This is a genomic window from Streptomyces peucetius (assembly GCF_025854275.1).
Lineage (GTDB): Bacteria > Actinomycetota > Actinomycetes > Streptomycetales > Streptomycetaceae > Streptomyces > Streptomyces peucetius_A.
Genome location: NZ_CP107567.1, coordinates 1,038,089 through 1,060,942, shown reverse-complemented (window position 1 = coordinate 1,060,942; position 22,854 = coordinate 1,038,089). Strand labels below are relative to the sequence as shown.

Annotated in this window: 18 protein-coding genes; 10 read left to right on the top strand and 8 right to left on the bottom strand. The window is 72.6% G+C overall.

The window, feature by feature from the left end:
• The first annotated feature begins 124 nt into the window (after positions 1 to 124).
• The 3 genes from OGH68_RS04955 to OGH68_RS04945 all read left to right on the top strand — a co-directional run bounded on the left by OGH68_RS04955 (position 125) and on the right by OGH68_RS04945 (position 3,858).
• Positions 125 to 607 (top strand): AfsR/SARP family transcriptional regulator, encoded by a 483-nt coding sequence (locus tag OGH68_RS04955; RefSeq protein ID WP_264242087.1) that lies wholly within the window; start codon positions 125 to 127, stop codon positions 605 to 607.
• Positions 526 to 2,088 (top strand): ATP-binding protein, encoded by a 1,563-nt coding sequence (locus OGH68_RS04950; RefSeq protein ID WP_264242086.1) that lies wholly within the window; start codon positions 526 to 528, stop codon positions 2,086 to 2,088. The genes OGH68_RS04955 and OGH68_RS04950 overlap by 82 nt, the downstream gene beginning before the upstream one ends.
• Positions 2,089 to 3,006: 918 nt before the next feature.
• Positions 3,007 to 3,858, top strand: coding sequence for an SDR family oxidoreductase (locus tag OGH68_RS04945; RefSeq protein ID WP_264242085.1), 852 nt, complete (start codon positions 3,007 to 3,009; stop codon positions 3,856 to 3,858).
• A gap of 305 nt (positions 3,859 to 4,163) precedes the next feature.
• Here OGH68_RS04945 and OGH68_RS04940 read toward each other — a convergent pair whose 3' ends face one another.
• Entirely contained in the window at positions 4,164 to 5,852 is a 1,689-nt protein-coding gene (locus OGH68_RS04940) for a DUF885 domain-containing protein (protein ID WP_264242084.1), read from the bottom strand.
• Between the two features lie 81 nt (positions 5,853 to 5,933).
• Complete coding sequence (locus OGH68_RS04935; RefSeq protein WP_264242083.1) at positions 5,934 to 6,422, bottom strand: Lrp/AsnC family transcriptional regulator; 489 nt, start codon at positions 6,420 to 6,422, stop codon at positions 5,934 to 5,936.
• A 59-nt stretch (positions 6,423 to 6,481) separates the two neighbouring features.
• On the opposite strand from OGH68_RS04935, the gene OGH68_RS04930 reads away from it, so the two are divergent.
• Entirely contained in the window at positions 6,482 to 7,708 is a 1,227-nt protein-coding gene (locus OGH68_RS04930; RefSeq protein WP_264242082.1) for a trans-sulfuration enzyme family protein, read from the top strand.
• Here the strand turns inward: OGH68_RS04930 and OGH68_RS04925 are convergent.
• Both OGH68_RS04925 and OGH68_RS04920 read right to left on the bottom strand, forming a co-directional pair.
• Entirely contained in the window at positions 7,617 to 9,023 is a 1,407-nt protein-coding gene (locus OGH68_RS04925; protein WP_264242081.1) for a GNAT family N-acetyltransferase, read from the bottom strand. The genes OGH68_RS04930 and OGH68_RS04925 overlap by 92 nt on opposite strands.
• Before the next feature lie 192 nt (positions 9,024 to 9,215).
• Positions 9,216 to 10,802, bottom strand: a complete 1,587-nt coding sequence (locus OGH68_RS04920; protein ID WP_264242080.1) for an alkaline phosphatase D family protein — start codon at positions 10,800 to 10,802, stop codon at positions 9,216 to 9,218.
• Positions 10,803 to 10,922: 120 nt separating this feature from the next.
• Here OGH68_RS04920 and OGH68_RS04915 point away from each other — a divergent pair, with 120 nt between their 5' ends.
• A complete protein-coding gene (locus OGH68_RS04915; protein WP_264242079.1) occupies positions 10,923 to 11,120 on the top strand; it encodes a hypothetical protein in 198 nt (65 codons plus the stop codon).
• A 21-nt stretch (positions 11,121 to 11,141) separates the two neighbouring features.
• Here OGH68_RS04915 and OGH68_RS04910 read toward each other — a convergent pair whose 3' ends face one another.
• Together OGH68_RS04910 and OGH68_RS04905 are read right to left on the bottom strand one after the other, a co-directional pair.
• Positions 11,142 to 11,498, bottom strand: coding sequence for a hypothetical protein (locus OGH68_RS04910; RefSeq protein ID WP_264242078.1), 357 nt, complete (start codon positions 11,496 to 11,498; stop codon positions 11,142 to 11,144).
• Between the two features lie 85 nt (positions 11,499 to 11,583).
• Positions 11,584 to 11,796, bottom strand: coding sequence for a hypothetical protein (locus OGH68_RS04905; protein WP_264242077.1), 213 nt, complete (start codon positions 11,794 to 11,796; stop codon positions 11,584 to 11,586).
• Positions 11,797 to 12,117: 321 nt separating this feature from the next.
• On the opposite strand from OGH68_RS04905, the gene OGH68_RS04900 reads away from it, so the two are divergent.
• Positions 12,118 to 13,800 carry a SpoIIE family protein phosphatase gene (locus tag OGH68_RS04900; protein ID WP_264249911.1) on the top strand — a complete coding sequence of 561 codons (1,683 nt, stop codon included), beginning with the start codon at positions 12,118 to 12,120 and terminating at the stop codon, positions 13,798 to 13,800.
• A 16-nt stretch (positions 13,801 to 13,816) separates the two neighbouring features.
• Here the strand turns inward: OGH68_RS04900 and OGH68_RS04895 are convergent, their stop codons facing one another.
• Positions 13,817 to 14,647: an alpha/beta fold hydrolase gene (locus OGH68_RS04895; RefSeq protein ID WP_264242076.1), complete on the bottom strand. Its 831-nt coding sequence runs from the start codon at positions 14,645 to 14,647 to the stop codon at positions 13,817 to 13,819.
• A 162-nt stretch (positions 14,648 to 14,809) separates the two neighbouring features.
• Between OGH68_RS04895 and OGH68_RS04890 the strand changes: the two genes are divergently transcribed.
• Positions 14,810 to 15,703 carry an RNA polymerase sigma-70 factor gene (locus OGH68_RS04890; RefSeq protein WP_264242075.1) on the top strand — a complete coding sequence of 298 codons (894 nt, stop codon included), beginning with the start codon at positions 14,810 to 14,812 and terminating at the stop codon, positions 15,701 to 15,703.
• Between the two features lie 251 nt (positions 15,704 to 15,954).
• A complete protein-coding gene (locus OGH68_RS04885) occupies positions 15,955 to 16,713 on the top strand; it encodes a GntR family transcriptional regulator (protein ID WP_264249910.1) in 759 nt (252 codons plus the stop codon).
• Positions 16,714 to 16,767: 54 nt separating this feature from the next.
• Here the strand turns inward: OGH68_RS04885 and OGH68_RS04880 are convergent, their stop codons facing one another.
• Positions 16,768 to 17,925, bottom strand: a complete 1,158-nt coding sequence (locus tag OGH68_RS04880) for an ROK family transcriptional regulator (RefSeq protein ID WP_264242074.1) — start codon at positions 17,923 to 17,925, stop codon at positions 16,768 to 16,770.
• Positions 17,926 to 18,064: 139 nt separating this feature from the next.
• Here OGH68_RS04880 and OGH68_RS04875 point away from each other — a divergent pair, with 139 nt between their 5' ends.
• Together OGH68_RS04875 and OGH68_RS04870 are read left to right on the top strand one after the other, a co-directional pair.
• Positions 18,065 to 18,502 carry a hypothetical protein gene (locus OGH68_RS04875; protein ID WP_264242073.1) on the top strand — a complete coding sequence of 146 codons (438 nt, stop codon included), beginning with the start codon at positions 18,065 to 18,067 and terminating at the stop codon, positions 18,500 to 18,502.
• Positions 18,503 to 18,829: 327 nt separating this feature from the next.
• Positions 18,830 to 22,798: a polymorphic toxin-type HINT domain-containing protein gene (locus OGH68_RS04870; protein WP_264242072.1), complete on the top strand. Its 3,969-nt coding sequence runs from the start codon at positions 18,830 to 18,832 to the stop codon at positions 22,796 to 22,798.
• Positions 22,799 to 22,854 lie beyond the last annotated feature (56 nt).

The following is a 22,854-nucleotide window of genomic DNA, read 5'->3' as shown; positions in this document are numbered from 1 at the left end:
GTTTCACCCGTGCCGTCCGGCGCCGGGTGTGGGATCAAGGTGCCGGACGCCGCTGTCGGAGTTCTGTCGGACTCATGTCGGTCCCCTGACGGGCGGTCCGAGGCACGTCGGTTAGCGTGGCGCCGTGTATTTCTCCGTCCTCGGGCCGCTCACCGTCCTGACGAACAGCGGCGAACAGGTGGCCGTCCCGGAGGCGAAGGTCCGGGCGCTCCTGGCCGACCTGCTGATCCACGCCGGCCGGCCCGTCTCCGCCGACCGGCTCGTGGACGACCTCTGGGGGGACGGCGACGGGCTGCCCCGCGACCCGCTCGGAGCGCTGCGGACGAAGGTCTCCCGGCTGCGCCGGGTCCTGGGACGCGCACAGCCGGGTGCCGAGAAACTCGTGGTCTCGCAGGCGCCCGGGTATTTGCTGCGCGTCGGTGCCCAGGACGTGGACGTCGGCCGGTTCGAGACGGTGACGGCAGCCGTCGGCGACGCGGCCGACACCGGGACCAGGGCCACGCTGCTGACCGAGGCGCTGGCCCTGTGGCGGGGCGACCCTTCGCCGACTTGCGCGACGCCGCCTTCCTGCGGGCCGCCGTCGAGCGGCTGGACGAACAGCGGCTGACAGCCCGGGAGACGCTGGCCGAAACCCGTCCGGAACTGGGATTGCACCGTGTAATCCTCGCGGAGCTGGCCGACTTGGTCGCGAGCCACCCACTGAGAGAGCGTCTGCGGGCCCTCCAAATACGGGCGCTCTACCGGGCCGGACGGCAGGCCGAGGCGCTGAACGTCTACATCGGACTGCGCCGGCGACTCGCCTCGGAACTGGTCGTCGACCCCGGCCCCGAACTGACCGCACTGCACCGGGCCGTCCTCGAGCAGGACGAGGCGCTCGACGCGACTCCGCCACCCCGCCGCCATCCGGCGCCCCCGATTGCACCGGGGGCGGCGCCCGTGGCTCCCGCCCCGAGGCTGCCCGTGCCGCTCACCGCACTCGTCGGCCGAGGCGAAGCCCTCGGCGCCGTGCGCCGACTGCTCACCGCAGAGAGGCTGGTGACCCTCACGGGGCCCGGTGGCGTCGGCAAGACCCGTCTGGCCGAGGAAGTGGCCCGCCATGCCGGCGACACCTTCCCCGACGGTGTCCGCATGGTCGTGCTCACCGGGCCGGGCGAGGCCGCCGAACAGGTGAGCGCCGCCCTGGGCGTGCGCGAGGACGCAGCGCTGGGGCTGGAGGACGCCCTTCGCCCGCGGGAACTCCTGCTCGTGCTGGACAACTGCGAGCATGTGATCGAGTCGGCGGCCGAGGTGGTACGCGGCCTCCTGGCCGCGGCGCCCCGGCTGCGGATCCTCGCCACCAGCAGGGAGCCCCTGGGGCTGGCGGGGGAGGCGGTCTGGACCGTGCCCCCGCTGTCGCAGGCCGATGCGGAGGCCCTGTTCACCGCGCGCGCCGCCGCCTCCGCGCCCGGCTGCGTGGTCGACGACGGGAACGCAACGGCCGTCGCCGCCGTCTGCCGGCGCCTGGACCGCGTTCCGCTGGCCCTGGAACTGGCGGCCACCCGCGTTCGGGCCCTCGGGGTCCACGAGCTGTCCGCCCGGCTGGACGACCGGTTCCGCCTGCTGACCGGCGGCCGTCGTGGTGTCCCGCCGCGCCAGCGGACCCTCCGCGCGGTGATCGACTGGAGCTGGGACCTGCTGAGCGCGACCGAACGGCGCGTGCTGAGGAGACTCGCCGTACACGCCGGAAGCTTCACCGTGCGGTCGGCGGAAGCGGTGTGCGGGCCGGAGCGGGACACCCCTGGAGTCGCTGATCAGGCTCGTCGACCGGTCGATGGTCACGGTGAGCGAGGGTCCTGTCTACCGGTTGCCGGAATCCGTCGCGGCGTACGCACGGGAGCGGCTGACGGAGGCGGGCGAGGAGCTGGCCGAGCAGGCGGCGGAACAGCTCCGGGGCCCCGGCCGGCACCGGGGGCTCGACGTTCTCGACCGGGCGACTCCCGACCGGCGGATCGCCGTCGAGCGGGCGGTGGCGCGGCACGACGGGGAGGGTGCGCTGAGGCCGGTGCTCGCCCTCACCTGGTACTGGTTCCTGCGCGGTCGGCTGTGTGAAGCGCTGCGCACCCAGACGAGCGTCCTGGCCGTCGCCGACACCGCACCGGAGGGCCTGCGTACGCGGGCCCTCCGGTGGCGTACCGGATTCGCCCTCCTGGCAGGAGCAGGAGCAGGAGCGGGCTCGGGGGAGAGAGCCGGCGCAACGCCCGTCGCGCGGCCCTCGCCGCAGCCGGTCCCGCCCGACGAGGCCGAAGACGACCCGAAGGAACTCGTGCGGGCCCGCTGGTTCGTCGGCCATGCGCTGCTCACCTCCGGTGAGGACCTGGACCGCAGCGGGAGCGTGGTGGCCCTGGCGCTGCGGGACTTCGAAGCCGCAGAGGACCGGTGGGGCATCGCCGCGGCGTACGGCTCACGGGCGCGGCAGGCTCTCCTGCGGGGTGATCTCGCCGAGGTGCGCGCCGGTGGTGGGCGAAGCCAGGAACAGCCAGGAACTCTTCACCCGACTCGACGACAGCTGGGGCCTGCTGCACTGCGGCTACACGATGGCGGTACTGGCCGAGATCACCGGCGACTACGAGCGGGCCGACGCCCTGCGACCGTCGTCAACTCGATCTGCCGACCGGTCAGTTCCAGGGGGAGCGCGGTTAGCCACGCATCCGGCGCCTCCAGCAGGCCGAGCCCGAGCCCGCCGGCCACCGTGTCCGCAACAGCGGTCCGGCGTAGAGGCAGCCCCCCGGCACGCCCTGGCACTCCTGCGGCACCCGCCAGTCGTGCAGAGTCCTCGTACGCATGCCCCGCCGGACAGCGGCAGCCGCAAGTGCCTTTCCCGTGACGGTGATCCGGGGGGAGAGGAAGAGAGTGCGCATGATGCGAAGAGCGCCGCACAGGACCGGCGCGGTGGTACCCGATTTCGCGGGGGCGCCGATGCGTGAAACCGCATGACAGCACCCACCGGATCGATCACGATGATCGGTCATGCCCAGGATTCCGTCTCCCTCCGCCGAGTCGCTGCGACGCGACGTCCTCCCGCTGCGCGGCAGGACCGCCCTCGTCACAGGGGCCAGCCGCACCGGCGGCATCGGCTACGCGGTCGCCCGGCGCCTCGCCGCGTACGGCGCGAGTGTCTACCTCCACCACCACGTTCCGCACGACGCCGCCCAGCCGTGGGGCGCGGCCCCCGGCGGTCCCGAAGCAGTCGCCTCCGGCGTACGTGAAGCCCTCGGGGACCCCGAGGTCCGTGTGTGCCACGGCCCCGCGGACCTGTCGGAGGCCGACGCCCCGGCCGAGTTGCTCGCCACGGCGGCCGACGCGCTCGGCGGGCGGCTCGACATTCTGGTCGCCAACCACGCGCTGAGCGGCTTCGACGGTCCACTGGACGCGATCGACGCCACCATGCTGGACGCGCACTGGGCGGTCGACGCACGCTCCGTGATCCTGCTGGTCCAGGCGTACGCGCGGGCCCGTGCCACGCTGCCCGAGCGGACGCCGGGCGGCCGGGTCCTGATGATGACCTCCGGCCAGGACATCGCGGGTGGCATGCCCGGCGAGATCGCCTACGCCCTCGCCAAGGGCGCCCTGGCGTCCGCGACCCGTTCCCTGGCGACCTCGCTCGCCGACCTCGCCGTGACCGTCAACTGCGTCAACCCGGGCCCGGTCGACACGGACTATCTGGACGGCGAGGCGTACGACGCGATCGCCGCGATGTTCCCGGCCGGCAGATGGGGCATGCCCGACGATCCGGCCCGTCTGATCGCCTGGCTGGCGACGGACGAGGCGGAGTGGGTCACCGGCCAGGTCATCGACTCGGAGGGCGGCTTCCGCCACTGACGGGGCGGGAGCGGTCGGCGTGTTGGCATGGGTGGCCGCTGCGCGGGGCCGTTCCCCACCCCGCCCCTTCCCGAACCGGGGGCTCCGCCCCCGGACCCCCGCGCCTCAAACGCCGGCGAGGCCGACACAGTCAGCCCGGCCGGCGTTTGAGGCCACCGCGCGAAGCGCGCTACGGGGTCCGGGGCTTGCCCCGCCACGTGGCGGAGCCGCAGATCGGTGCAGCGGGGAGGGGGCAGGCCCGCCGCAGGCGCCACCCACCCGGACCCGCACCCGCACCCGCACGCACCCCCGGGCTCACACCCCCGTCACAGCCGCGACAGCTCCTCCACCAGGTCGTCCAGCCCCAGCGACCCCTGCGACAGCGCCGCCATGTGCCACGCCTTCGCGTCGAACGCGTCCCCGTGCGCGCGCCGCGCGTTCTCGCGGCCGAGGAGCCAGGCGCGCTCGCCCAGCTTGTAGCCGATCGCCTGCGCAGGCATCGACAGGTAGCGGGTCAGTTCGCTCTCGACGAAGTCGGCCGGCCGGCCGCTGTGCATGCCGAAGAACTCCTGCGCCAGCTCCGGCGTCCACCGCTCGCCCGGGTGGAACGGCGACTCCGCGGGGATCTCCAGCTCCAGGTGCATACCGATGTCGACGATCACCCGGCAGGCCCGCATCATCTGCGCGTCGAGGTAGCCGAGGCGCCGCTCCGCGTCGTGCAGGTAGCCCAGTTCGTCCATCAGGCGCTCCGCGTACAGCGCCCAGCCCTCCGCGTTGGCGCTGACCTGTCCGACCGACGCCTGGTAGCGGGAGAGCCGGTCGGCGACGTGCGTCCACTGGGCGATCTGCAGATGGTGGCCGGGCACGCCCTCGTGGTACCAGGTGGACACCAGGTCGTACACGGGGAAGCGCGTCTCGCCCATGGTCGGCAGCCACGTCCGGCCGGGCCGCGAGAAGTCCTCGGACGGGCCGGTGTAGTACGGCGCGGCGGCGCCGCCGGGCGGAGCGATACGGGACTCCACCTTCCGTACCCGCTCGGCGAGTTCGAAGTGGGTGCCGTCGAGCGCCTCGATCGCCTCGTCCATCAGGTTCTGCAGCCAGACCCGGACCTCCTCCTCGCCCTCGATGTGCTCACCGTGCACGTCGAGGTGGGCCAGCGCCTCCCACGGCCCCGCCCCCGGAAGGATTTTCTCCGCTTCCTTCTTCATCTCGGCGAGCAGCCGGTGGTACTCGGACCAGCCGTACGCGTACGCCTCGTCGAGGTCGAGGTCGGTGCCGTTGAAGTAGCGGGACCAGCGGGCGTAGCGCTCGCGGCCGACCGTGTCGGGGGCGCCCGCCACGACGGGCGCGTACACGTCGCGCATCCAGTCGCGCAGCTCGGCCACGGAGCGGGTCGCCTCACGGGCCGCGACGTCCAGTTCGACGCGGAGCGAGGCGGGGCCGGCGGCCGCGAACTCCTCGAACCAGCCGCGTCCGGTGGCGCCGCCGCTCCACTCCGTCAGCTGCTCGATGAACGTGGCGGTGGGGCGCGGCCCGCCGAGAAGCTTCTTTTCGACCCCGAGCGCGAGCGACTCGCGGTAGCCCTCCAGTGCCCGCGGGACGGCCCGCAGCCGCTCGGCGATCGCCGCCCAGTCCTCCTCCGTCTCCGCCGGGGTGACGGTGAAGACCTCGCGCACCGTGTGGGCGGGGGAGTGGATGTTGCTGACCGCGCGCAGGCCTTCCTCGGCGTCGTGGACGGCGAGTTCGGCGGTGAGCCGCTCCCGCAGCAGCCGCCCGCAGCGGCGCTCGGCGTCGCTGTCGGCGCCGGACAGCTTCTCCGCATCGTCGAGCCTGGCCAGCGTCTCTCGGGCGAGCCGGGCGCGCGCGTCCTGTCCGGCGGGCGAATAGTCGGGCAGGAGCCCGGAACTCTCCTTGATTCCCAGGTAGGTACCGAGGGTCGGATCAAGCTCGATGAGTGCGTCGACGTAGGTGTCGGCGACCTGGCGGGGCAGCGCGCTGCTGGAAGTCTCTGGCATGGGCCCATCCTGTACGAACGCAGGTCCCCTCGTCACCACCATCGGCCGTCGGGCGCCTGGCAACCGGACGGTCTGGCCGGATCAGCCGGTGTCGGCCGCCGCCGGGGGCAGCAGCGGCCCGCACTCCCACTGCTGGAAGATCAACCGCGTCTCCACCCGGGCCACTTCACGCTGTGACGTGAACTCGTCGAGAACCAGGCGCTGCAGGTCCGTCATGTCCGTGACGGCGACGTGGACGAGATAGTCGTCGGGGCCGGTGAGATGGAACAGCGCCAGCGACTCCGGCAGGGCGCGGATACGCTCGACGAACGGACCGATCAGCTCCCGCCGGTGCGGCCGCACCTGGACCAGCAGCAGAGCCTGGAGCCCCCGGCCCAGCCGCGCGGGGTCGAGGGAGAGCCGGTGGCCGAGGATGACACCGGAGCGGCGCAGCCTGGTGACCCGGTCGAGACAGGTCGAGGGGGCCACGCCGACCTCCGCCGCGAGGTCCCGGTAGGTGGTCCGGGCGTCGTTCTGCAGCAGGCGGAGAATATGGAGATCGATCGGGTCCAGTGCGACGGAATCAGCCATTTGCCGAACGTAGCACGGAGGAGGATCGCTACCTCCCGGTAACTGTTCACAGTGCAGCCATGGAGATCGCAGCTTCGGCCACGCCCGCGACCCGGGCCCTGGCCACCGATGCCGTGCACGCCGGACGCGAGGACCTCGTCGAGCTCGGTGTGCACGCGCCGCCGCTCGACCTGTCGACCACCTACCCGTCGCACGACGCCGCTGGTGAGGCGGCGCGGATCGACGCGTTCGCCACCACCGGAGCACGGCCGGACGGGCCTCCTGTATACGCACGGCTGGACAACCCGACCACCGCCCGCTTCGAGACGGCGCTCGCCAAGCTCGAGGGCACCGAGAGCGCCGTCGCCTTCGCCAGCGGCATGGCGGCCCTCACCGCCGTGCTGCTGGTGCGCGCGAGCATGGGCCTGCGCCACGTCGTCGCCGTCCGGCCGTTGTACGGCTGCAGCGACCATCTGCTGAACGCCGGACTGCTCGGCACGGAGGTCACCTGGACCGACCCGGCCGGCATCGGTGAGGCGCTGCGGCCCGACACGGGCCTGGTGATGGTCGAGACCCCGGCCAATCCGACGCTCGCCGAGGTCGATCTGCGGGCCGTGCGGCAGGCCTGCGGCTCGGTGCCGCTGCTGGTCGACAACACCTTCGCGACCCCGGTTCTCCAGCGGCCGGCGGAGGAGGGTGCCCGGCTGGTGCTGCACAGCGCGACCAAGTACCTCGGCGGTCACGGCGATGTCATGGGCGGTGTGGTCGCCTGCGACGAGGAGTTCGCCCGCAAGCTGCGCCAGGTGCGCTTCGCGACCGGCGGCGTGCTCCACCCGATGGCCGGGTACCTGCTGCTGCGCGGGCTCTCCACGCTGCCGGTACGGGTCAGGGCCGCGTCCACGACCGCGGCCGACCTCGCCCGCAGGCTCACCACCGATCCCCGCGTCGCCCGGGTGCACTACCCGAGCATCGGCGGGGCGATGATCTCCTTCGAGGTGTACGGGAACCCGCACGACGTGATCGCCGGAGTCCGGCTGATCACGCCGGCGGTCAGCCTCGGCAGCGTCGACACCCTGATCCAGCACCCGGCCTCCATCAGCCACCGCATCGTGGACGCCGACGACCGCCGTTCCGCGGGGGTCAGCGACCGTCTGCTGAGGATGTCGGTCGGGCTGGAGGATGTCGAGGACCTGTGGCGGGACCTGACCGAGGCGCTCAGCGCTCGGTCCGTCCGCTCCGCCCTGCCTGCTCAGCCCGCTCGTGAAGGGGACCGGGAGGGACTGCAGCCGCGTCCAGTCGGGCGGTGACCACCAGGGTCCCCTCCTCGATCTGGTAGTCCAGCGGCAGGCCGAGGCCGCGCATGGCGGCGACCATCCCGGTGTTCGACGCCTGTGTGACGGCGTAGACGCTTTCGCAGCCGGCCTCGGCGGCCATACCCGTCAGGCGCTCGAGCAGCATCGAGCCGATGCCACGGCGCTGCCAGGCGTCCTCGACGAGCAGTGCGACCTCGGTCTCGTCCCCGTCCCACAGCAGGTGGCCGAGGGCGACCAGTCGCCCGGAGGCGGTCTCCACGGCGAGCGTGCGGCCGAAGCGCGGGCTCAGCAGGTGGTTCAGGTAGCGGTCCGCGTCCTGGACGGGGCCGTGGTAGCGCAGGGAGAGCGTCCGGTCGGAGCACCGTTCGTGCATGGCGAGCGCGGCCGCGGTGTCGCCCTGGTCCGCGCGGCGCACGGTGATCTCGTTGCCCTCCGGGAGGGTGAGGACGTCTTGGCTGCGCGGGACGCGGGGGCCGAGGCGCGCGTCCAGCTCGACGAGAGCCCGGGCGCGGGCGAACTCGGTGGGGGTGAACGGCAGATGGGCGCGCTCGACGGTGATGGCGCCGCCGTTCGGGTCGCGCAGCCGCATCACGGTCTCCTCCAGCACTCCCTCGACCGGGGGCATCTCGCCGGCGGGGCGGCCGGTCGGCGAGACGGCCGGGCGCGAGCGGATGGTGCACCGGCCGAGCAGCTGCCGCAGCGCCAGCGGCAGTTCCGCCGCGTCCAGGGCGGTACGGGTGGCGAGGCCCAGCACCCGGGTGGGCGTGTCGACGAGGTCGTGGGCGTCGGCCCGCTCGGTCCAGGTGCCGCTGCCGCCGGCCGCCGCGACCTCGCGCGTCAGCTCCCGCGCCTGGAGGGAGGCGGGCGCCCGCAGCAGGAACTCGTCGACCGTGCCGTCGGCCAGCGGGTGCGTCTGCAGCGTCAGGATGTCGACGCCGAGCCCGGCCAGGGCGCCGCAGAGCGCGGCGAGGCTGCCGGGGGTGTCCTGGACGGTGGTGCGCATCCGCCACAGCGCGGTCTCGCGGGGCTCGTCGTGTTCGCGCCCGTGCGCGGCGGCCGGGCTCCCCGCCGCCGTCCCGAGGGGCGGTGCGTTGCCGTGGCGCCGTGCCCACCATGTGTGGAAGGCGGCCGTCGCGGCGAGCGCCACCGCGGAGGCCACGAGCAGGAACGGCCCGTCGGGGGTGTGCCCGATCAGCTTGGCGATGGTGTCGGCGACGGCCACGGCGGTGAACATGGCGGCCAGTTCGACGAGGTCCCGCCGCCAGTGGTGCGGGTGGCGGGCACTCTTCGCGGAAGTCACATCTGTCATGGCTTCACTGTGGCCTAACGGTGTTGCGTGATCACGAACGCTTTGTGACTGATGGGTTAAGCGCCTGTCTGGAGCGCTATCCACTGGTTTTGACCGTTTCTGGCGCGGAGTGTTCGCTTCCATGAGGCAAGGCTGACAGAGCACTCCGCCCGGCACGGTCCCGGCCGCCCCCTACGGCCGGGACCGTACCCGTCACTGGCCGACGCGCCCCGGCTGGAGCGTCCGGCCGAAGAGGACCGTTCCGCCCTCCGCGCGCAGCCGCACCGTCAACTCGCCGCTGCCGCCGTCGATGTCGACCTCGCCGAAGTACTGCGGCGACTCCATCGGCGACACGTTTGCCCGCTGAGGCGCCCTGACGAACACCCGGTCGGGCCCGAAGGTGCCGTCGAGCGCGTTCGCAGGAAAACCACCGGCGGCCAGCGGACCCGACACGAACTCCCAGAACGGCGCGAAATCCTTGAACGCCGCCCGCTCCGGCGCGTAGTGCTGGGCCGACGTGTAGTGCACATCGGCGGTCAGCCACACGGTGCCCGTGATCCGCCGGTGCTTGATGTACCGCAGCAGCTCCGCGATCTGCAGCTCACGCCCGAGCGGCGCACCCGGATCCCCCTGCGCCACGGCCTCGAAGTTCGCCGCTCCGTCCGGCACCACGAGCCCGATCGGCATGTCGGAGGCGATCACTTTCCACACCGCCCGCGACCGGGCCAGCTCCCGCTTGAGCCACGCGAGCTGCTCCGCACCGAGGATGCCCTGGTCGTCGTCCGCCTGCCGGTTCGGCGAGTTGGCGTTGCGGTACGTCCGCATGTCGAGGACGAACACGTCCAGCAGCGGCCCGTGGTGCACCACCCGGTGGACACGGCCCTCGCCGCCGCGCCGCCCGTCGAGCGTGCCGACGGGGAAGTACTCGGAGAAGGCCCGCATCGAACGGCGCGCGAGCACGTCCACGTCCTTCTCCGTGTACCGCGCGTCGTCCAGGATCTGACCCGGGTACCAGTTGTTGCGCACCTCGTGGTCGTCCCACTGCACGATCGTCGGAACCTGCGCGTTGAACCGGCGGACGTTGTCGTCGAGCAGGTTGTAGCGGAACGTGCCCCGGTACTCGTCGAGCGTTTCGGCGACCTTCGACTTCTCCTCCGTCATCAGGTTCCGCCACACCCGCCCGTCCGGCAGCGGCACGCTCTCCACGAGCGGGCCGTCCGCATACACGGTGTCGCCGCTGCAGAGGAAGAAGTCCGGGTCCAGCCGGCGCATCTCCTCGTACGCCCGGTAGCCGCCGATGTCGGGGTTGATGCCCCAGCCCTGTCCTGCGATGTCGCCCGACCACAGGAACCGCACCCCTTGGCGGCGGTCGGCCGGCGCGGTGCGGAACGTCCCGTACACCGGCTCGCCGGTACGCCGGTGATCGTCCGGGTCCGCGAGCGTGACGCGGTAGTGCACCTGCTCGCCGGGGGGCAGACCGTGCAGCGCCGTCGTTCCGGTGAAGTCCGTGCCCGGTCCCAGCAGCGGGCCACGCCACCGGCGGGCCCGCCGGAACGACCCCGTCGCGGACGTCTCCACGATCATCCGGGCGGGCCGGTCGGAACGCACCCACACCAGGCCGGAGTCGGTGGTGACGTCACCGGTCTGCACACCCCAGCCGGCCCGCGGCCGCCCTGACAACGCCAGCGCGGGCGCCGCCGCCGCGCCGGCGGCGGGCAGCGCGAGCGCGGCGGACGCGGCGACCGTGCCGCGCAGGACGGAACGGCGGGCGGGGAAAGAACTCTGCGGATTCTGTGACATGTCTGCGCCTCCAGGTGCTGCCGGCCGGTGTGCCGAGCCATGCCTAGCCGCAGGCCGAGTCCGGTGGGCGAACGCCGGGTGAACGGCGTACCCGCGCCCACGGAGGGGAAGGAACACATCATGGACGCTCCGAAGCAGATGTCGCCGGGCGCGGGCGCGGCCCGGGTCGCCCTCGGGACGCTCGTCATCCTCCTGGTGCTCACCCCTGGGGGCGACATCCGGCTGTGGTGGCTCTACCTCCTGATCGCCGCCGCCGCGGGAGCGCTCACGTACGCCGGGTCACACGCGGCGCTCCGGGCCCGGCCACGGGGGCAGTGACGCGCGGCGCCGCTCCGGTCCTCAGCCCCCGGAGACGTTCGCCGCGGTCGGCTCGGCCTCGAAGTCCCAGGAACCGCGCTTGAACTCCGGCCGGAAGTCGGGGTGGTCCTCCCAGTGCCGGGCGAGACCGACCAACTGGTCCCAGTGGTGCGCCAGCGTCTGGTCGATGACGCCCCTCAACTCGCCCTCTGCCGTGGCGCGCTGCTCGCAGATCCCCTTCACCGCCCCCGCACTCGAAACGGCGCCCCGCAGCGCACGCAGCGCACGGGAGGTGTCGTCCATCCCGAAACCGTGGTCACTGCCGGTCTCCGGATCGAAGAGCGGACGGAGCCGGTCCTCGAGGAACGAGGTGATCTCCGAGAAGTGCTGCTGATCCATCACGGCTCCGTTTCCGTCCTGCTGCCGCCACCGAACCGGCCCGGCAGCCGGGGCGTCTCACTTGTCTCCACGCGAACTGCCCCGGTCAGGTGCCGCTCCGGGGCAGGTCCATTCTCCACGCCGCCGGCGGTGTCCTGTCGCGGGCGTCGAGCGCGGCGCGGCCGGTGGAGTGGTACGTCCCCACTGCCTCGGCCGGCCGGCGTGCGGAGGTGCCGGCCTGGGAGGCGGCGTGCCCGAGGGCTGTTCTGCCGAGCACTGCCGGAACCGCTTCGGCGATCTCCTGGCCGCGGTGTTGCATGCGTCAGCTGCTCAGGAGAGGAGCAGGCAGGAGGCCCCGGCCACGGTGGGCCCGGATTTCGGCTCGGTACTCTGGAATGCCAAGGCCGCGTCTGCCGGTGTCCCCGCGGGAAGAGTCCGGCGTACCCTGTACATTTTCCCCGCCTCCCCCTGCCCGACAAGGCCGACGCAAGGCACCCGTCGTGGGTGGGCCCTGTGGACGCCGGGTGGTGTCCGGCCAGGGCCGCGGAGGCTCCGGACATGGCCGGCACGAGTGCGGAGGTGCGGAGAAGTGGTCGCGCAACGTGGTGGTCGGGCAGGCGACGGGGAACGTGGCACTGCGCTGCAACTGTGGCTCGGAAGCTGGCTGGCAGGACTCAAGGCCGGTGCGTACGCGGTGGACGCCGACGGCGCCATCGTCGCGGTGAACCACGAGGCCGAGACGTTGCTGGCCCGGAGCGCCGACGACCTGCTGGGCCGGGATGCGCATGATCTCCTCCACCGGGACGGCAATGGCATGCCTGTTCCCAGGAGCCAGTGCTCCATGATGGAAGCCTTCATGTCCCGACGCACCCGGCAGGAGGATCTGGGCCACTTCGAGCGCGGTGACGGGACATTGCTGACCATGTCCTGGCTGGCGACCCCTTTGCGTATCAGCGCCGACGAAATGGGCGCCCTGGTGGTCTTCCACGAGCACGAGGGCGCCGAGCCGTCGCAGCAGGAACCGGCCCTCAGCATGGAGCTGCTGTCGGAGCTGGAACGTTTGGCTCTGCTGGCGGAGACCACCACCCAGCTCACCTCCACCCTGGACGTCGACGAGGCGCTGGACCGTCTGGTCGGGCTGGTCGTCCCACTGCTCGCGGACTGGGCGGTCGTCGACCTGATCAGTGACAACGACGAGGTCTGGCGCACCGTGGTCGCGCACGAGGAGGGGGGCCGCCTGGTGCGCCGCAAGGACTTGGAGGGAGCGATGCCGCCGATCCCCCAGGTCTCCCCCCAGCCGCTGTCCCGGGCACTGCGGGGAGCGGGGTCCACCCTGGCGACGCCCGCGACGTACCAGGGCGCGCCCGACTCCGGTATCGCCGTCGAGCAGGCCAGACTGTTCGACGTCACTCACATGCACACTGCGCTCATCGCGCCCATCCGCGGTCTACGAGAGGTCCTCGGGGCTCTGACCCTCGGCAGATCCGACCGCCCGGAGCCCTTCACCAGCGCTGACATCCCACTGCTGGAGGACATTGCCCGCCGCGCCGGCCTGGCACTCGACAACGCACGTCTCTTCCAGCGCCAGCGCAAGGTCGCCGAGACCATGCAGCGTCACCTGCTGCCCCAGATGCCGCCCGTACCGGGTCTCGAAATGGCCGCCCGCTATCTGCCGGCGCCGCACGCGTCCCAGGTCGGAGGCGACTGGTACGACGCCTTCTACCTTGCTGACCGGTCCCTGGCCCTGGTCATCGGCGACGTCGTCGGGCACGACCTGGACGCGGCGGCCGAAATGGCCCAGCTCCGGAACATCCTTCGGGCATACGCCTGGACGCACCAGGAACCGCCCAGCATCGTGGTCGGCCATGTCGACGAGGCCATTCCCCACATCTCCGAGGTCGAGTTGGCCACCATGATCTTCGGCCGGCTGGAGACGGACGCCACGGGGCAGTGGACGCTGCGCTGGACGAACGCCGGCCACCCGCCGCCACTGCTGGTCACGTACGACGGTCAGAGCCGCTACCTCACGGACGGGCACGGCCTCCTGCTCGGCACTCACGTCAGCATTCCCCGCGAGGACGCAACGGTCGTCCTGCCGCCGCAGTCCACTCTGGTGCTCTACACCGACGGCCTGATCGAATCGCCTGGCCGCTCTCTCGACGACGGCCTGGAGAGGCTGCGCCGGAACGCCGCCTCTCTGGCCCGCCGGCCCCTGGAGGGCTTCACCGATCTCGTCATGGAAAGAGCGCGTCCCGATGACAACGACGACGACGTCGCCCTCCTGGTCGTGCGCGTTCCGCCGAAGGACGGGCCGCCCACCTGACCCGATGCGCCCCGGATCAGCGGCTGCCGTCCAGCAGGACGCGTGCCACCAGGGCCGGGTCGTCGCTCATGGGGACGTGGCCGCATCCGGGCAGCCTGACGAGACGTGCCCGGGGGATGACGTGCTTGGCGCGTACGCCCTGGCGGCGCAGCAGCAGCCGGTCCTTGGTGCCCCAGCCGATGGTGACGGGGACGTCGCGGACGTCGTCCGTGAACATCACGCCGCCTCCGGCCGCGAGCGTCTCGTGGAAGCCGGTGGCGCCCCGCAGGGCGCGGGTCTCGGCGACGGCGGCCTCGGGCGAACGGCGCCCGGGGCGGGCGTAGATCGTGCTGACCAGTGCCGCACGCCCCGCGACGGACCGCGACAGCCGCTCGACCATGGGCAGCGGCATGTACCGCGCGCCCAGCCGCATCGTGCGCAGGGTGGTGAAGGCGTAGCGCCGCTCGGCCTCCGACCAGAAGCCCGCCGGCGAGAGCGCGGTCACCGAGCGGACCAGCTTCTCGCGGCCCAGCTCGAGGGCGAGCAGGCCGCCGAGGGAGTTGCCGGCGGCGTGGGGCCGGTCGATGCCGAGCGCCGCGCAGAAGGCGCTGAGCACCGTCGACACGGTTCCCAGCTCGTACGGGACACCCTCCGGCAGCGCGGCGGAGGCGCCGAACCCCGGCAGGTCGACGGCGACGACGTCGCGCTCGGCGGCGAGTATGTCCATCACGGGCTCCCAGGCCTGCCAGTGGTGGCCGATCCCGTGGAGCAGCAGCAGCGGCTCGCCGGTGCCTCGGCGTTCGTAGGTGACGGACAGCGTGCGGCTGCCCCGGGGGGTCGGGACGGAGAACGAGATTTCTGCGGCCATGCTGCACGCTCCCTGCGCTGCACTGCTGTAGACAGACTGTCAGTAACAATTACCGCTCGGTAGATCCGAGTTCAAGGGGCGGTACCGGCCCGCGTGCGGATGTGCCGAGCGCCGCACCGGAACCTGCTGGACAGCCGGAGCGCCGTCGGCTGGGATGGAGGAGTGGCAACAGACACCGTGACCGACGTCTTCGAAGAGCACCGGCCCGTCCTGACCGGCGTCGCCTACCGCATGCTCGGCCGGATCGCCGACGCGGAGGACGTGGTCCAGGAGGCCTGGCTGCGCTGGTCGGCCGAGGCGCGCGACGACGTGCGCGAAGCACGCGGCTACCTCGTACGGACCACCACGCGCCTCGCGATCGACCGGCTGCGGCACATCCAGTCGCGTCGCGAGTCGTACATCGGCCCGTGGCTGCCCGAGCCCATCGCCACCCACTTCGGCCCCTCCGTTCCCGACACGGCCGAGCAGGCCGTGCTCGCCGACTCCGTGTCGCTGGCCGTCCTGGTCGTCCTCGAGTCGCTGTCGCCGCTGGAGCGCGCCGTGTTCGTGCTGCGCGAGGCGTTCGGCTTCCCGTACGCCGAGATCGCGGCCACGCTCGACCGGTCGGAGGCGGCCGTGCGGCAACTGGCCGGACGGGCGCGCAAGCACGTCGACGAGCGCAGGCACCGGTACGACGTGGACCCTGCCGAATGCCGTGACCTCACCGAGCGGTTCCTGTCCGCCGCCGCGGGCGGCGACCTGAACGGCCTGCTCTCCCTGCTCGCCCCGGACGTACGGCTGGTCGGCGACAGCGGCGGCAAGTCCAAGGCGCCGCTGCGGATCATCGAGAGCGCGGACAAGGTGGGCCGCTTCCTCTGCGCGGTCACACAGGAGTCGATTCAGGACGTGGAGCTCCGCTTCGCCGAACTCAACGGCGCGCCCGCCCTGATCGTCGCCCTGGGAGGCCGGCTGGACTCCGTCGTGCAGCTGGAGGTACTGGACGGACGCATTCAATGCGTCTACATCATCAGGAACCCGGACAAGCTCACCGCTCTCGCCTCGCTCGGCACGCCCTGACGCCGGCCGTCGGCGCACCGCGGACCCCGTGACCGTATCCGGCCGCGGGGTCTTGTGCTGCCCGGGCCGGGCTGAGTACGAAGACGGCGCGAACGCGCCGCGCAAGTGGGCGATTCCACAGCGTGACACCCTCAGGATTGGTCTTGACCAAGTTTGGGGCCCGTCCTATGGTCGCAGGGATAGTGCAGGAACCTTTAATAAACAAGGGCGCGGAACAGCAGCCGCCGGTACGGCGATCGCGGAGGATCAGGGTGGGGACCACGCAGCTGGAATCGGTGCCGGAGCCTAAGTACTGGCACCTCAAGACCGTGCTCGCCGAAGCACTGGACACCGACTTCACCGTCGGCGAGATCCTGCCGAACGAACGGGACCTGGCCGCCCGCTTCGGCGTCGCGCGCGCCACTCTCAGGCAGGCGCTCGAGCAGCTCGAGCTCGAAGGCCGCCTGCAGCGCCGCCGCGGCGTCGGCACGACCGTCGCCCCGCCGCGCGTGGGCGTCGACGTGACCACCTCGCGCCAGGACTGGCCCGGCACGGGACACGACGCCTGGCAGGCCGCGGAGTGCACCGTGGCCGTGCCGTCGGCGGCCGTGGGCCGGCTGCTCGACACCGAGACCGACGAAGCCGTGCACACGGTGCGCCGGCTGAGGATGAGCCACGGCCAGCCCGTCGCCGCCGAACTGCTCTACGTGCCGTCCGCCTCGGTGCCCGACCTGCCCGTCATCGAGGCGCCGTCGGGCCCGGCGCTCGCCCGCAGTGTGCTGCGCGAGTTGCAGCGCCTGGACCTCGCGGGCCAGGACCGCGCCGTCGAGCTCGGATCCGCGGGCGCCGTCGACGCCAAGGAGCTGGACCGCCTCCCGGGCGCGCCCGTCCTCGTCGTCACGACGCGGTACTTCTCCGAGGGCCGCACCGCCGCGGTGTCCGTCGCCACGTACCGCGCCGACACCTGCCGGCTGACCTTCGGCGGCGACGTCGAGATCAGCCACCACGGCCAGGAGCGCCGCGCCTCCTGACAGGACCGACGCCCGGCCGGCCCCGGACCGGTCGCGACCGGCCCGCCGCGTTGCTCAGCGGCGGGCCGTCACCGTTCCCTCGACGGCGAAGAGCTGTTCCTCCACATGGTCCAGCGCAAGCCGCAGCGCGCCGGTCGCCACAGCGGCCTCGCCCAGCAGGGACAGCGCCACTCTCGGCGGCCGGAGGCAGTAGCGCGACAGCTCGTCACGCAGCGGCGGCAGTACCCCGTCCAGCCCGGCCGCCCAGCCGCCGATGACCACCAGCTCCGGATCAAGGGCCAGCACCAGCGCGGCCACGTCGTGCACGAGGCGCTTGTTGAACCGGTCGACGGCGGCAAGGGCTCCCTCGTCACCGTTCCTGGCGAGCGCGAAGACGTCCGCCACCGCCTGCTCGTCCAGCGGGTGCAGCGGCTCACCGGTCGTCGACAGCAGTTTCTCCGGCGTCTCGTCCCTGCCCAGCAGGTGCAGGGCGCCGATCTCACCCGCCGCACCGCCGTAACCCCGGTGCAGCCGCCCGCCGATGAGGGACCCCGCGCCGGGGCTCAGCCCCGCGAGCACGAACACGATGTCGTCGGAGTCCGTCGCCGCGCCCTTCCAGTGCTCGGCCACCGCGGCGGTGTTGGCGTCGTTCTCCACCAGCACCGGGCACCGGAACGACCGGCGCAGCCGCTCGCCCAGGGGGAGCCCCGTCCAGCCCGGCAGCGCCGTCGACAGCCGCACGGTCCCGTCGGCCTCCACGATCCCCGGCGAGCCGACACCCACCGCGCGCAGGCTGCTTCGCGCCACACCGGTGCGCCGCAGCAGGTCGGCGACCACCGACCGCACCCGCTCCAGCCGGTCGTCGGCACTCGCCCGCTCGGACACCTCCCGCGAACCCGCCCCGATGATCCGCCCGTCCAGACCCGACAGCAGCGCCGCGACCCGGTGGGCACCGATCTCGATCCCCAGCAGGTGCCCGGCCTCCGCACGGAACCTGAACCGCCGCGCCGGCCGTCCCTGCCGGCGGGCCTCACCCTCGTCGGGCACGGCCTCGACGACCAGGCCGCTCTCGATCAGACCCTCGACCACGCCCTCCACCGTCGGCCGCGAAAGGCCCGTGATCCGGGTCAGGTCGGTGAGCGTGGGCGAGTCGGCGCCCCGCAGTGAATGGAGTACCACCGCGGAGTTGATCCGCCGCAACAGCGACGGATCGCCGCCGGTCAGCCGCCCCACGTGTGTCCTCCCCGTTTGTGCCGCCTCTGGCCGGATCGTACTCGTTGCCGGCGCCGCGCCGGGTCTCCGGCCCGGGCGGCGGGCCCGCGGAACGGGTCACCGTGTCCCAACTGTCGGTGCCTGCCGGTTCAATGGGTGCATGACCACGGCACAGCATCTCGCTGCGATCGACCTGCTGCGCGGCCGCCCCTTCCCGGCGCAGCGCGAGAGGTCGCAGCTCGGCGACAGCGGCCCTGGGTACCACCTGGCCCGCCTGCGCACGCCGGCGGACGGCCTGGACGCGTCCGACCGCACAGCCGGCCGGTCACGCGAGCCGTACGAGGCGGAGTGCGAGGCGCTGGTCGCGGCGTTGAGCAGCCGGTGGGGTCAGGGCCAGTGGTTCGCCCTGTGGTCGGTGTTCATCGGAAGCATCTGCGGCGAGGAGATACCGCAGCCGTGGGAGGAGCTGAGCCACTGCGTCGAGGATCTGCACATGTGGCGCGTCGGGAGCCACTGGACAGCCGTCGGCGTCTCCCGCGCGGAAGGCGAGGACGAGTACCGGCTGATCGCCGTCGTCACCGACGTCGACCCGCCTTAGGCCGCCCCGGCACTCGCACCAGCACCCGCACCGGCGGCGCCCGGAACCGGCCTTCGACCGCCTCCGTGAGTGCCGTCGGTGATCGTCCAACGGCCGCCTCTGTCGCACCGACCTCCTATGCTGTGCTGGCCAAAGTGGCAGGCCGGCCAGGGGAGTTGCCGGCATATATGAGGGGTGGCTCGTTCCTTGAGACCAAGAAATCGGCTCCCCTTCGGAGCGTCACGCACGAGCGTGCGCATACCGGGGGGAGCCAACCACCGAGGGCGGAGGAGGGGAGCAGCGGCCGCGACACACGCGCTGTGCCTGAGCCTGTTCCTCGCTCTCGTCGTGGGGCTCGTCGGATCCGCTCCCGCCTCGGCGGTCGAAGCGGCAGCAAGCAGCACCCAGAGCGACACGGGGGAGTACATCCCGCCGACCGATCGCGGCCGGGTGCTGGAGCTGTGGAGGGCCGGCGGACCCGGAGTCAAGGCGGCCGCCGAGGTCGCACTGCTCGGGTCGGACGCGGACGTACAGACGTTCCTCGACCACGAGTACCCGGCGGCCCAGCTCAGCGACGACCGGGTGGCCACGGTCCAGATCTTCTCGGCGGGCGGACGCGCGGTACGCGCGGCGGCCGAGGCGGCTCTCGCCGGGACGCCGGAGGACCTCGACGCCTTCCTGCGGGACGGCTGGAAGCTTCCGCTGGAGCAGGACCAGCGGGTGCGGGCCACGCAGATCATCTCCGCCGGCGGGCCGGGGGTGAAGGAAGCCGGCACCGCGGCCATGAACGGCACGATCGAGGACGTGCGGGCGTTCATCGCCGAGGGCCAGTACACGGCTCGCGACGCCGACGACCGGGTCATGGTCGTTCAGATCCTGAGCACCGGCGGCCCGGCCGTGCGCGAGGCCGCAGAGGCCGCGATGAACGGCTCGATCTACGACGTCCGAGAATTCCTGGAGGTGGGCCAGCACATCGCGCGCGCCCGTGACCAGGAGCTCGCCACTGTGACGGAACTGGCCGCGCTCGCCGAGGAGGCCGGACGCCAGGCCAAGGCGGAGACGGAAGCCGCCAAGGAGGCGTCGGACCGGGCGATCGCCGCCACCAAGCTCGCCAAGGAGGCCGCGCAGACCGCCGCGGCCGAGACCGAGGCGGCCAAGGACGACGCGAAGAGGGCGTCCAACGCCGCCGGCCGGGCCGCCGACGCCGCAAGCGGCGCGGCCAAGGCCGCGCAGCAGGCCATCAGTTCGGCTCGCGCCGCCAACACCTCGGCGCGTATCGCCGCCAACGCCGCATCGCAGGCCGCATCCGCCGCCGCTGCGGCGGCACAGGCGGCGTCCCGGGCCCGTAACGCCGCCGCGGAAGCGGCGACCGACGCCACGAAGGCGGACGCCGCCCGCAAGGCCGCCGAGGGCGCCCGGAAGGCTGCCCAGGGAGCCAAGAAGGCCGCACAGGCCGCCGAGTACGCGGGCACCGCGGCCACCGAGGCGGGCAACGCCGCGAAGGCCGCCATCGGCGCCGGCGTCCACGCCAACGCGGCCGCGGCCGCAGCGGAAGAGGCCAGCGGCTACGCGAACGTCTCCAGCGCCCAGGCGGAGCGGGCCAGGGCCGCCGCGGCCGAGGCCCGCCGCCACGCCGCCGCGGCCACCAACGCCGCCAACCGTGCGCAGGCGCTGGCAGCCAAGGCGGCCAAGGCCGCCTTCGAGGCCAGGGACGCGGCCAACTCGGCCGCCGTCCACGCGGAGAACGCAGCGGTGGCGGCCGACGCGGCCGCGGAGCACGCCGGGGACGCGGCCACCGCCGCCGCCGAGTCCACCAAGCACGCGACGGCGGCCAAGACCGCCGCGGACGCCGCGACGGCCGCGGTCACCAAGGCGCGGGCCACCTTCGACCTCGCACGCGAGGTCGAGGCGGCGGAGCTGGCGGACCGTACGACCACCGCGATCGAGGAGGCCAAGGCCGCCAAGATCGCCATCGACGAGCGCCGCGCCGCCGCACAGCAGGCGATCGAGCAGGCCAAGCTGCTCGACGCGGAGGCCGAGCGGCTCGCCGCCGAGGTGGCGCAGCCGGACGTCGACGTCGCTGCGGTGACGCCCCAGGCCCGCAAGGTGGCCCTGCACGTCGCCAAGACCCGCGGCCCCTGGAGCGCCACGGCCGCCGAGGTCGCCCTGAGCGGCCCCGGCAGCCAGGTGGTCGAGTACGTGCGCAGCGGCCTTGAACTGGCCGACAGGCACGACGAGACCGACCGTGTCGTACGGCTGGCCTGGGACTCGGAGTACTCCGCCGTCCAGACGGCCGCCCGGACGGCACTGACCGGCGACGCCGCCACGATCAGCGAGTTCCTCGAGACGGGTCAGCACCAGGCGGCGGCGAACGACTACCGCGTCAGGGTCGTCCAGCTGATGGAGGGAGCCGGCCCGGACGTCAGGAAGGCAGGACAGGCGGCCCTCGACGCCGGTACGACCGAAGCCCTGCGTGCCTTCATCGCCTCCGGCTACTACACGGCCCGCACCAATGACGAGCGCGTGCGGGCCGTCCAGCTGATGAGCGAGGGCACGCCGGAGGTCAAGGCCGCTGCCCGGGTCGCGCTGGCGGGCCCGCCGGAGATGCTCCACGACTTCATCGAGGTCGGGCAGTTCCGGGCGCAGCGCAAGGACCTGCTGACCGCCACCCATGTGTCCCGGATCCAGCGGATCATCGCCGGTGCGGCGAGCGTCGCGGCGACCGCCCAGCAGAACGCCGCCCTGGCGGCGAAGGTCGCGGCAGAGGCCCGCAAGGCCGCCGAAGAGGCGGCGCAGTACGCCGCACAGGCCGCGGAGTCCGCCGAGCAGGCGGGCGTGTACGCCGAGGAGGCCCGCAAGTCCGCGGCCGCCGCGGAGGCGTCCGCCGCCGACGCGGCGAACTCCGCCAGGACGGCCCGCGCGGCCGAGGCCGATGCCCACAGCGCGGCCCGGCGTGCGACCAACTCCGCGGCCCAGGCGGAGGCTTCCGCGGCGTCCGCGCAGGCCTCCGCGAGCGACGCCTGGGCCTCGGCCAACGCCGCCCGTGCCTCTGCCGAGGCTGCGGGCAAGGACTCCGAGGCCGCCGAGACGGCAGCCAAGGAAGCCCTGATCGCCGCCGTCGAGAAAAAGCAGGAGGAGGAGCTCGCCAAGCTCAGGAGCGAGGAGGCCAAGCAGTTCCGGGAGGAGATCAAGGACTTCAACGACTGGCTGCGCGAGAGCGAGGACATCGACTGGGGTGCGGTGCTCTCCGAGGGCGGCCACTTCGCACTCGACGTCCTCGGCCTGATCCCCGGCTTCGGAGAGGCCGCCGACGGCGCCAACTGCGCCTGGTACGGCGGTGAAGCGGCGTCCGGCAAGTCGGACGCCCTGGGCGACGCGGCCCTGTCCTGCGCCTCCGCCGTGCCAGGACTCGGCTACGGCGCGAGCGCGGTCAAGTTCGGCAAGTGGGGCGACAAGGCGTCCGGCTTCTTCAAGTCGCTGTTCAGCAAGGGCAGCAAGGTCTTCAAGAAGTGCAACAGCTTCACGCCGCAGACCCCCGTCCTGATGGCCGACGGCCGGACGAAGCCCATCAAGGACGTGCGTGTCGGCGACCGGGTGCTCAGCACCGACCCGGGGACCGAGAGGACAGCGGCCCGCGCGGTCGAGCAGCTGTTCACCACCTCGGGTCTCAAGCGCCTCGTGACCATCACGGTCGACGAGGACGGCGAGTCGGGCAGCCGGGTCGGCAGCTTCACCGCCACCGCGGCTCACCCGATCTGGCTGGCCAACCGCAAGGACTGGGTCAACGCGGACGGCGTCGTCCCCGGCGACAAGGTCCGCACGCCGGACGGCACCACGGCCACCGTGGTGTCGGCACAGGAGGACCGGCGCGTCCAGCAGGTGTTCAACCTGTCGGTGCGGGACATCCACACCTACTACGTGCTCGCGGGCGGAACTCCGGTCCTCGTCCACAATGCGACGTGCCCGGTCACGTTCGCGGACATGGGCGGCGACCACTTCGTGTCGCCGGGCGGTCTCATCTACGGGCCGGACAGGAAGCACGGCCACAAGATCGACCACCTGCTCGCCCACACCGTGCCGGACCCGACCAGGGCAACCCACACCGTCTTCCTCGAGAACAACCCGAACAAGCTGTTCGATCTCGTCGACGAGGCATGGGCCAAGCAGGCCCAGGCCATCAGGGTTCCCGGCGACGACGCGGTGTACATCTTCCCCATGGGCAGGGCGATCGGGACCCAGGGCGAGGAGTACATGAAGGTCGCCGTCGATCCCAACACCGGTTTGTTCCTGAGCGCCTACCCGGTGGCGAGTCCGTAGGAACGCCGTAGCTAGACTTGGCCGGCACCGCAAGGTGCCGGCCAAGTCGCCGGGAC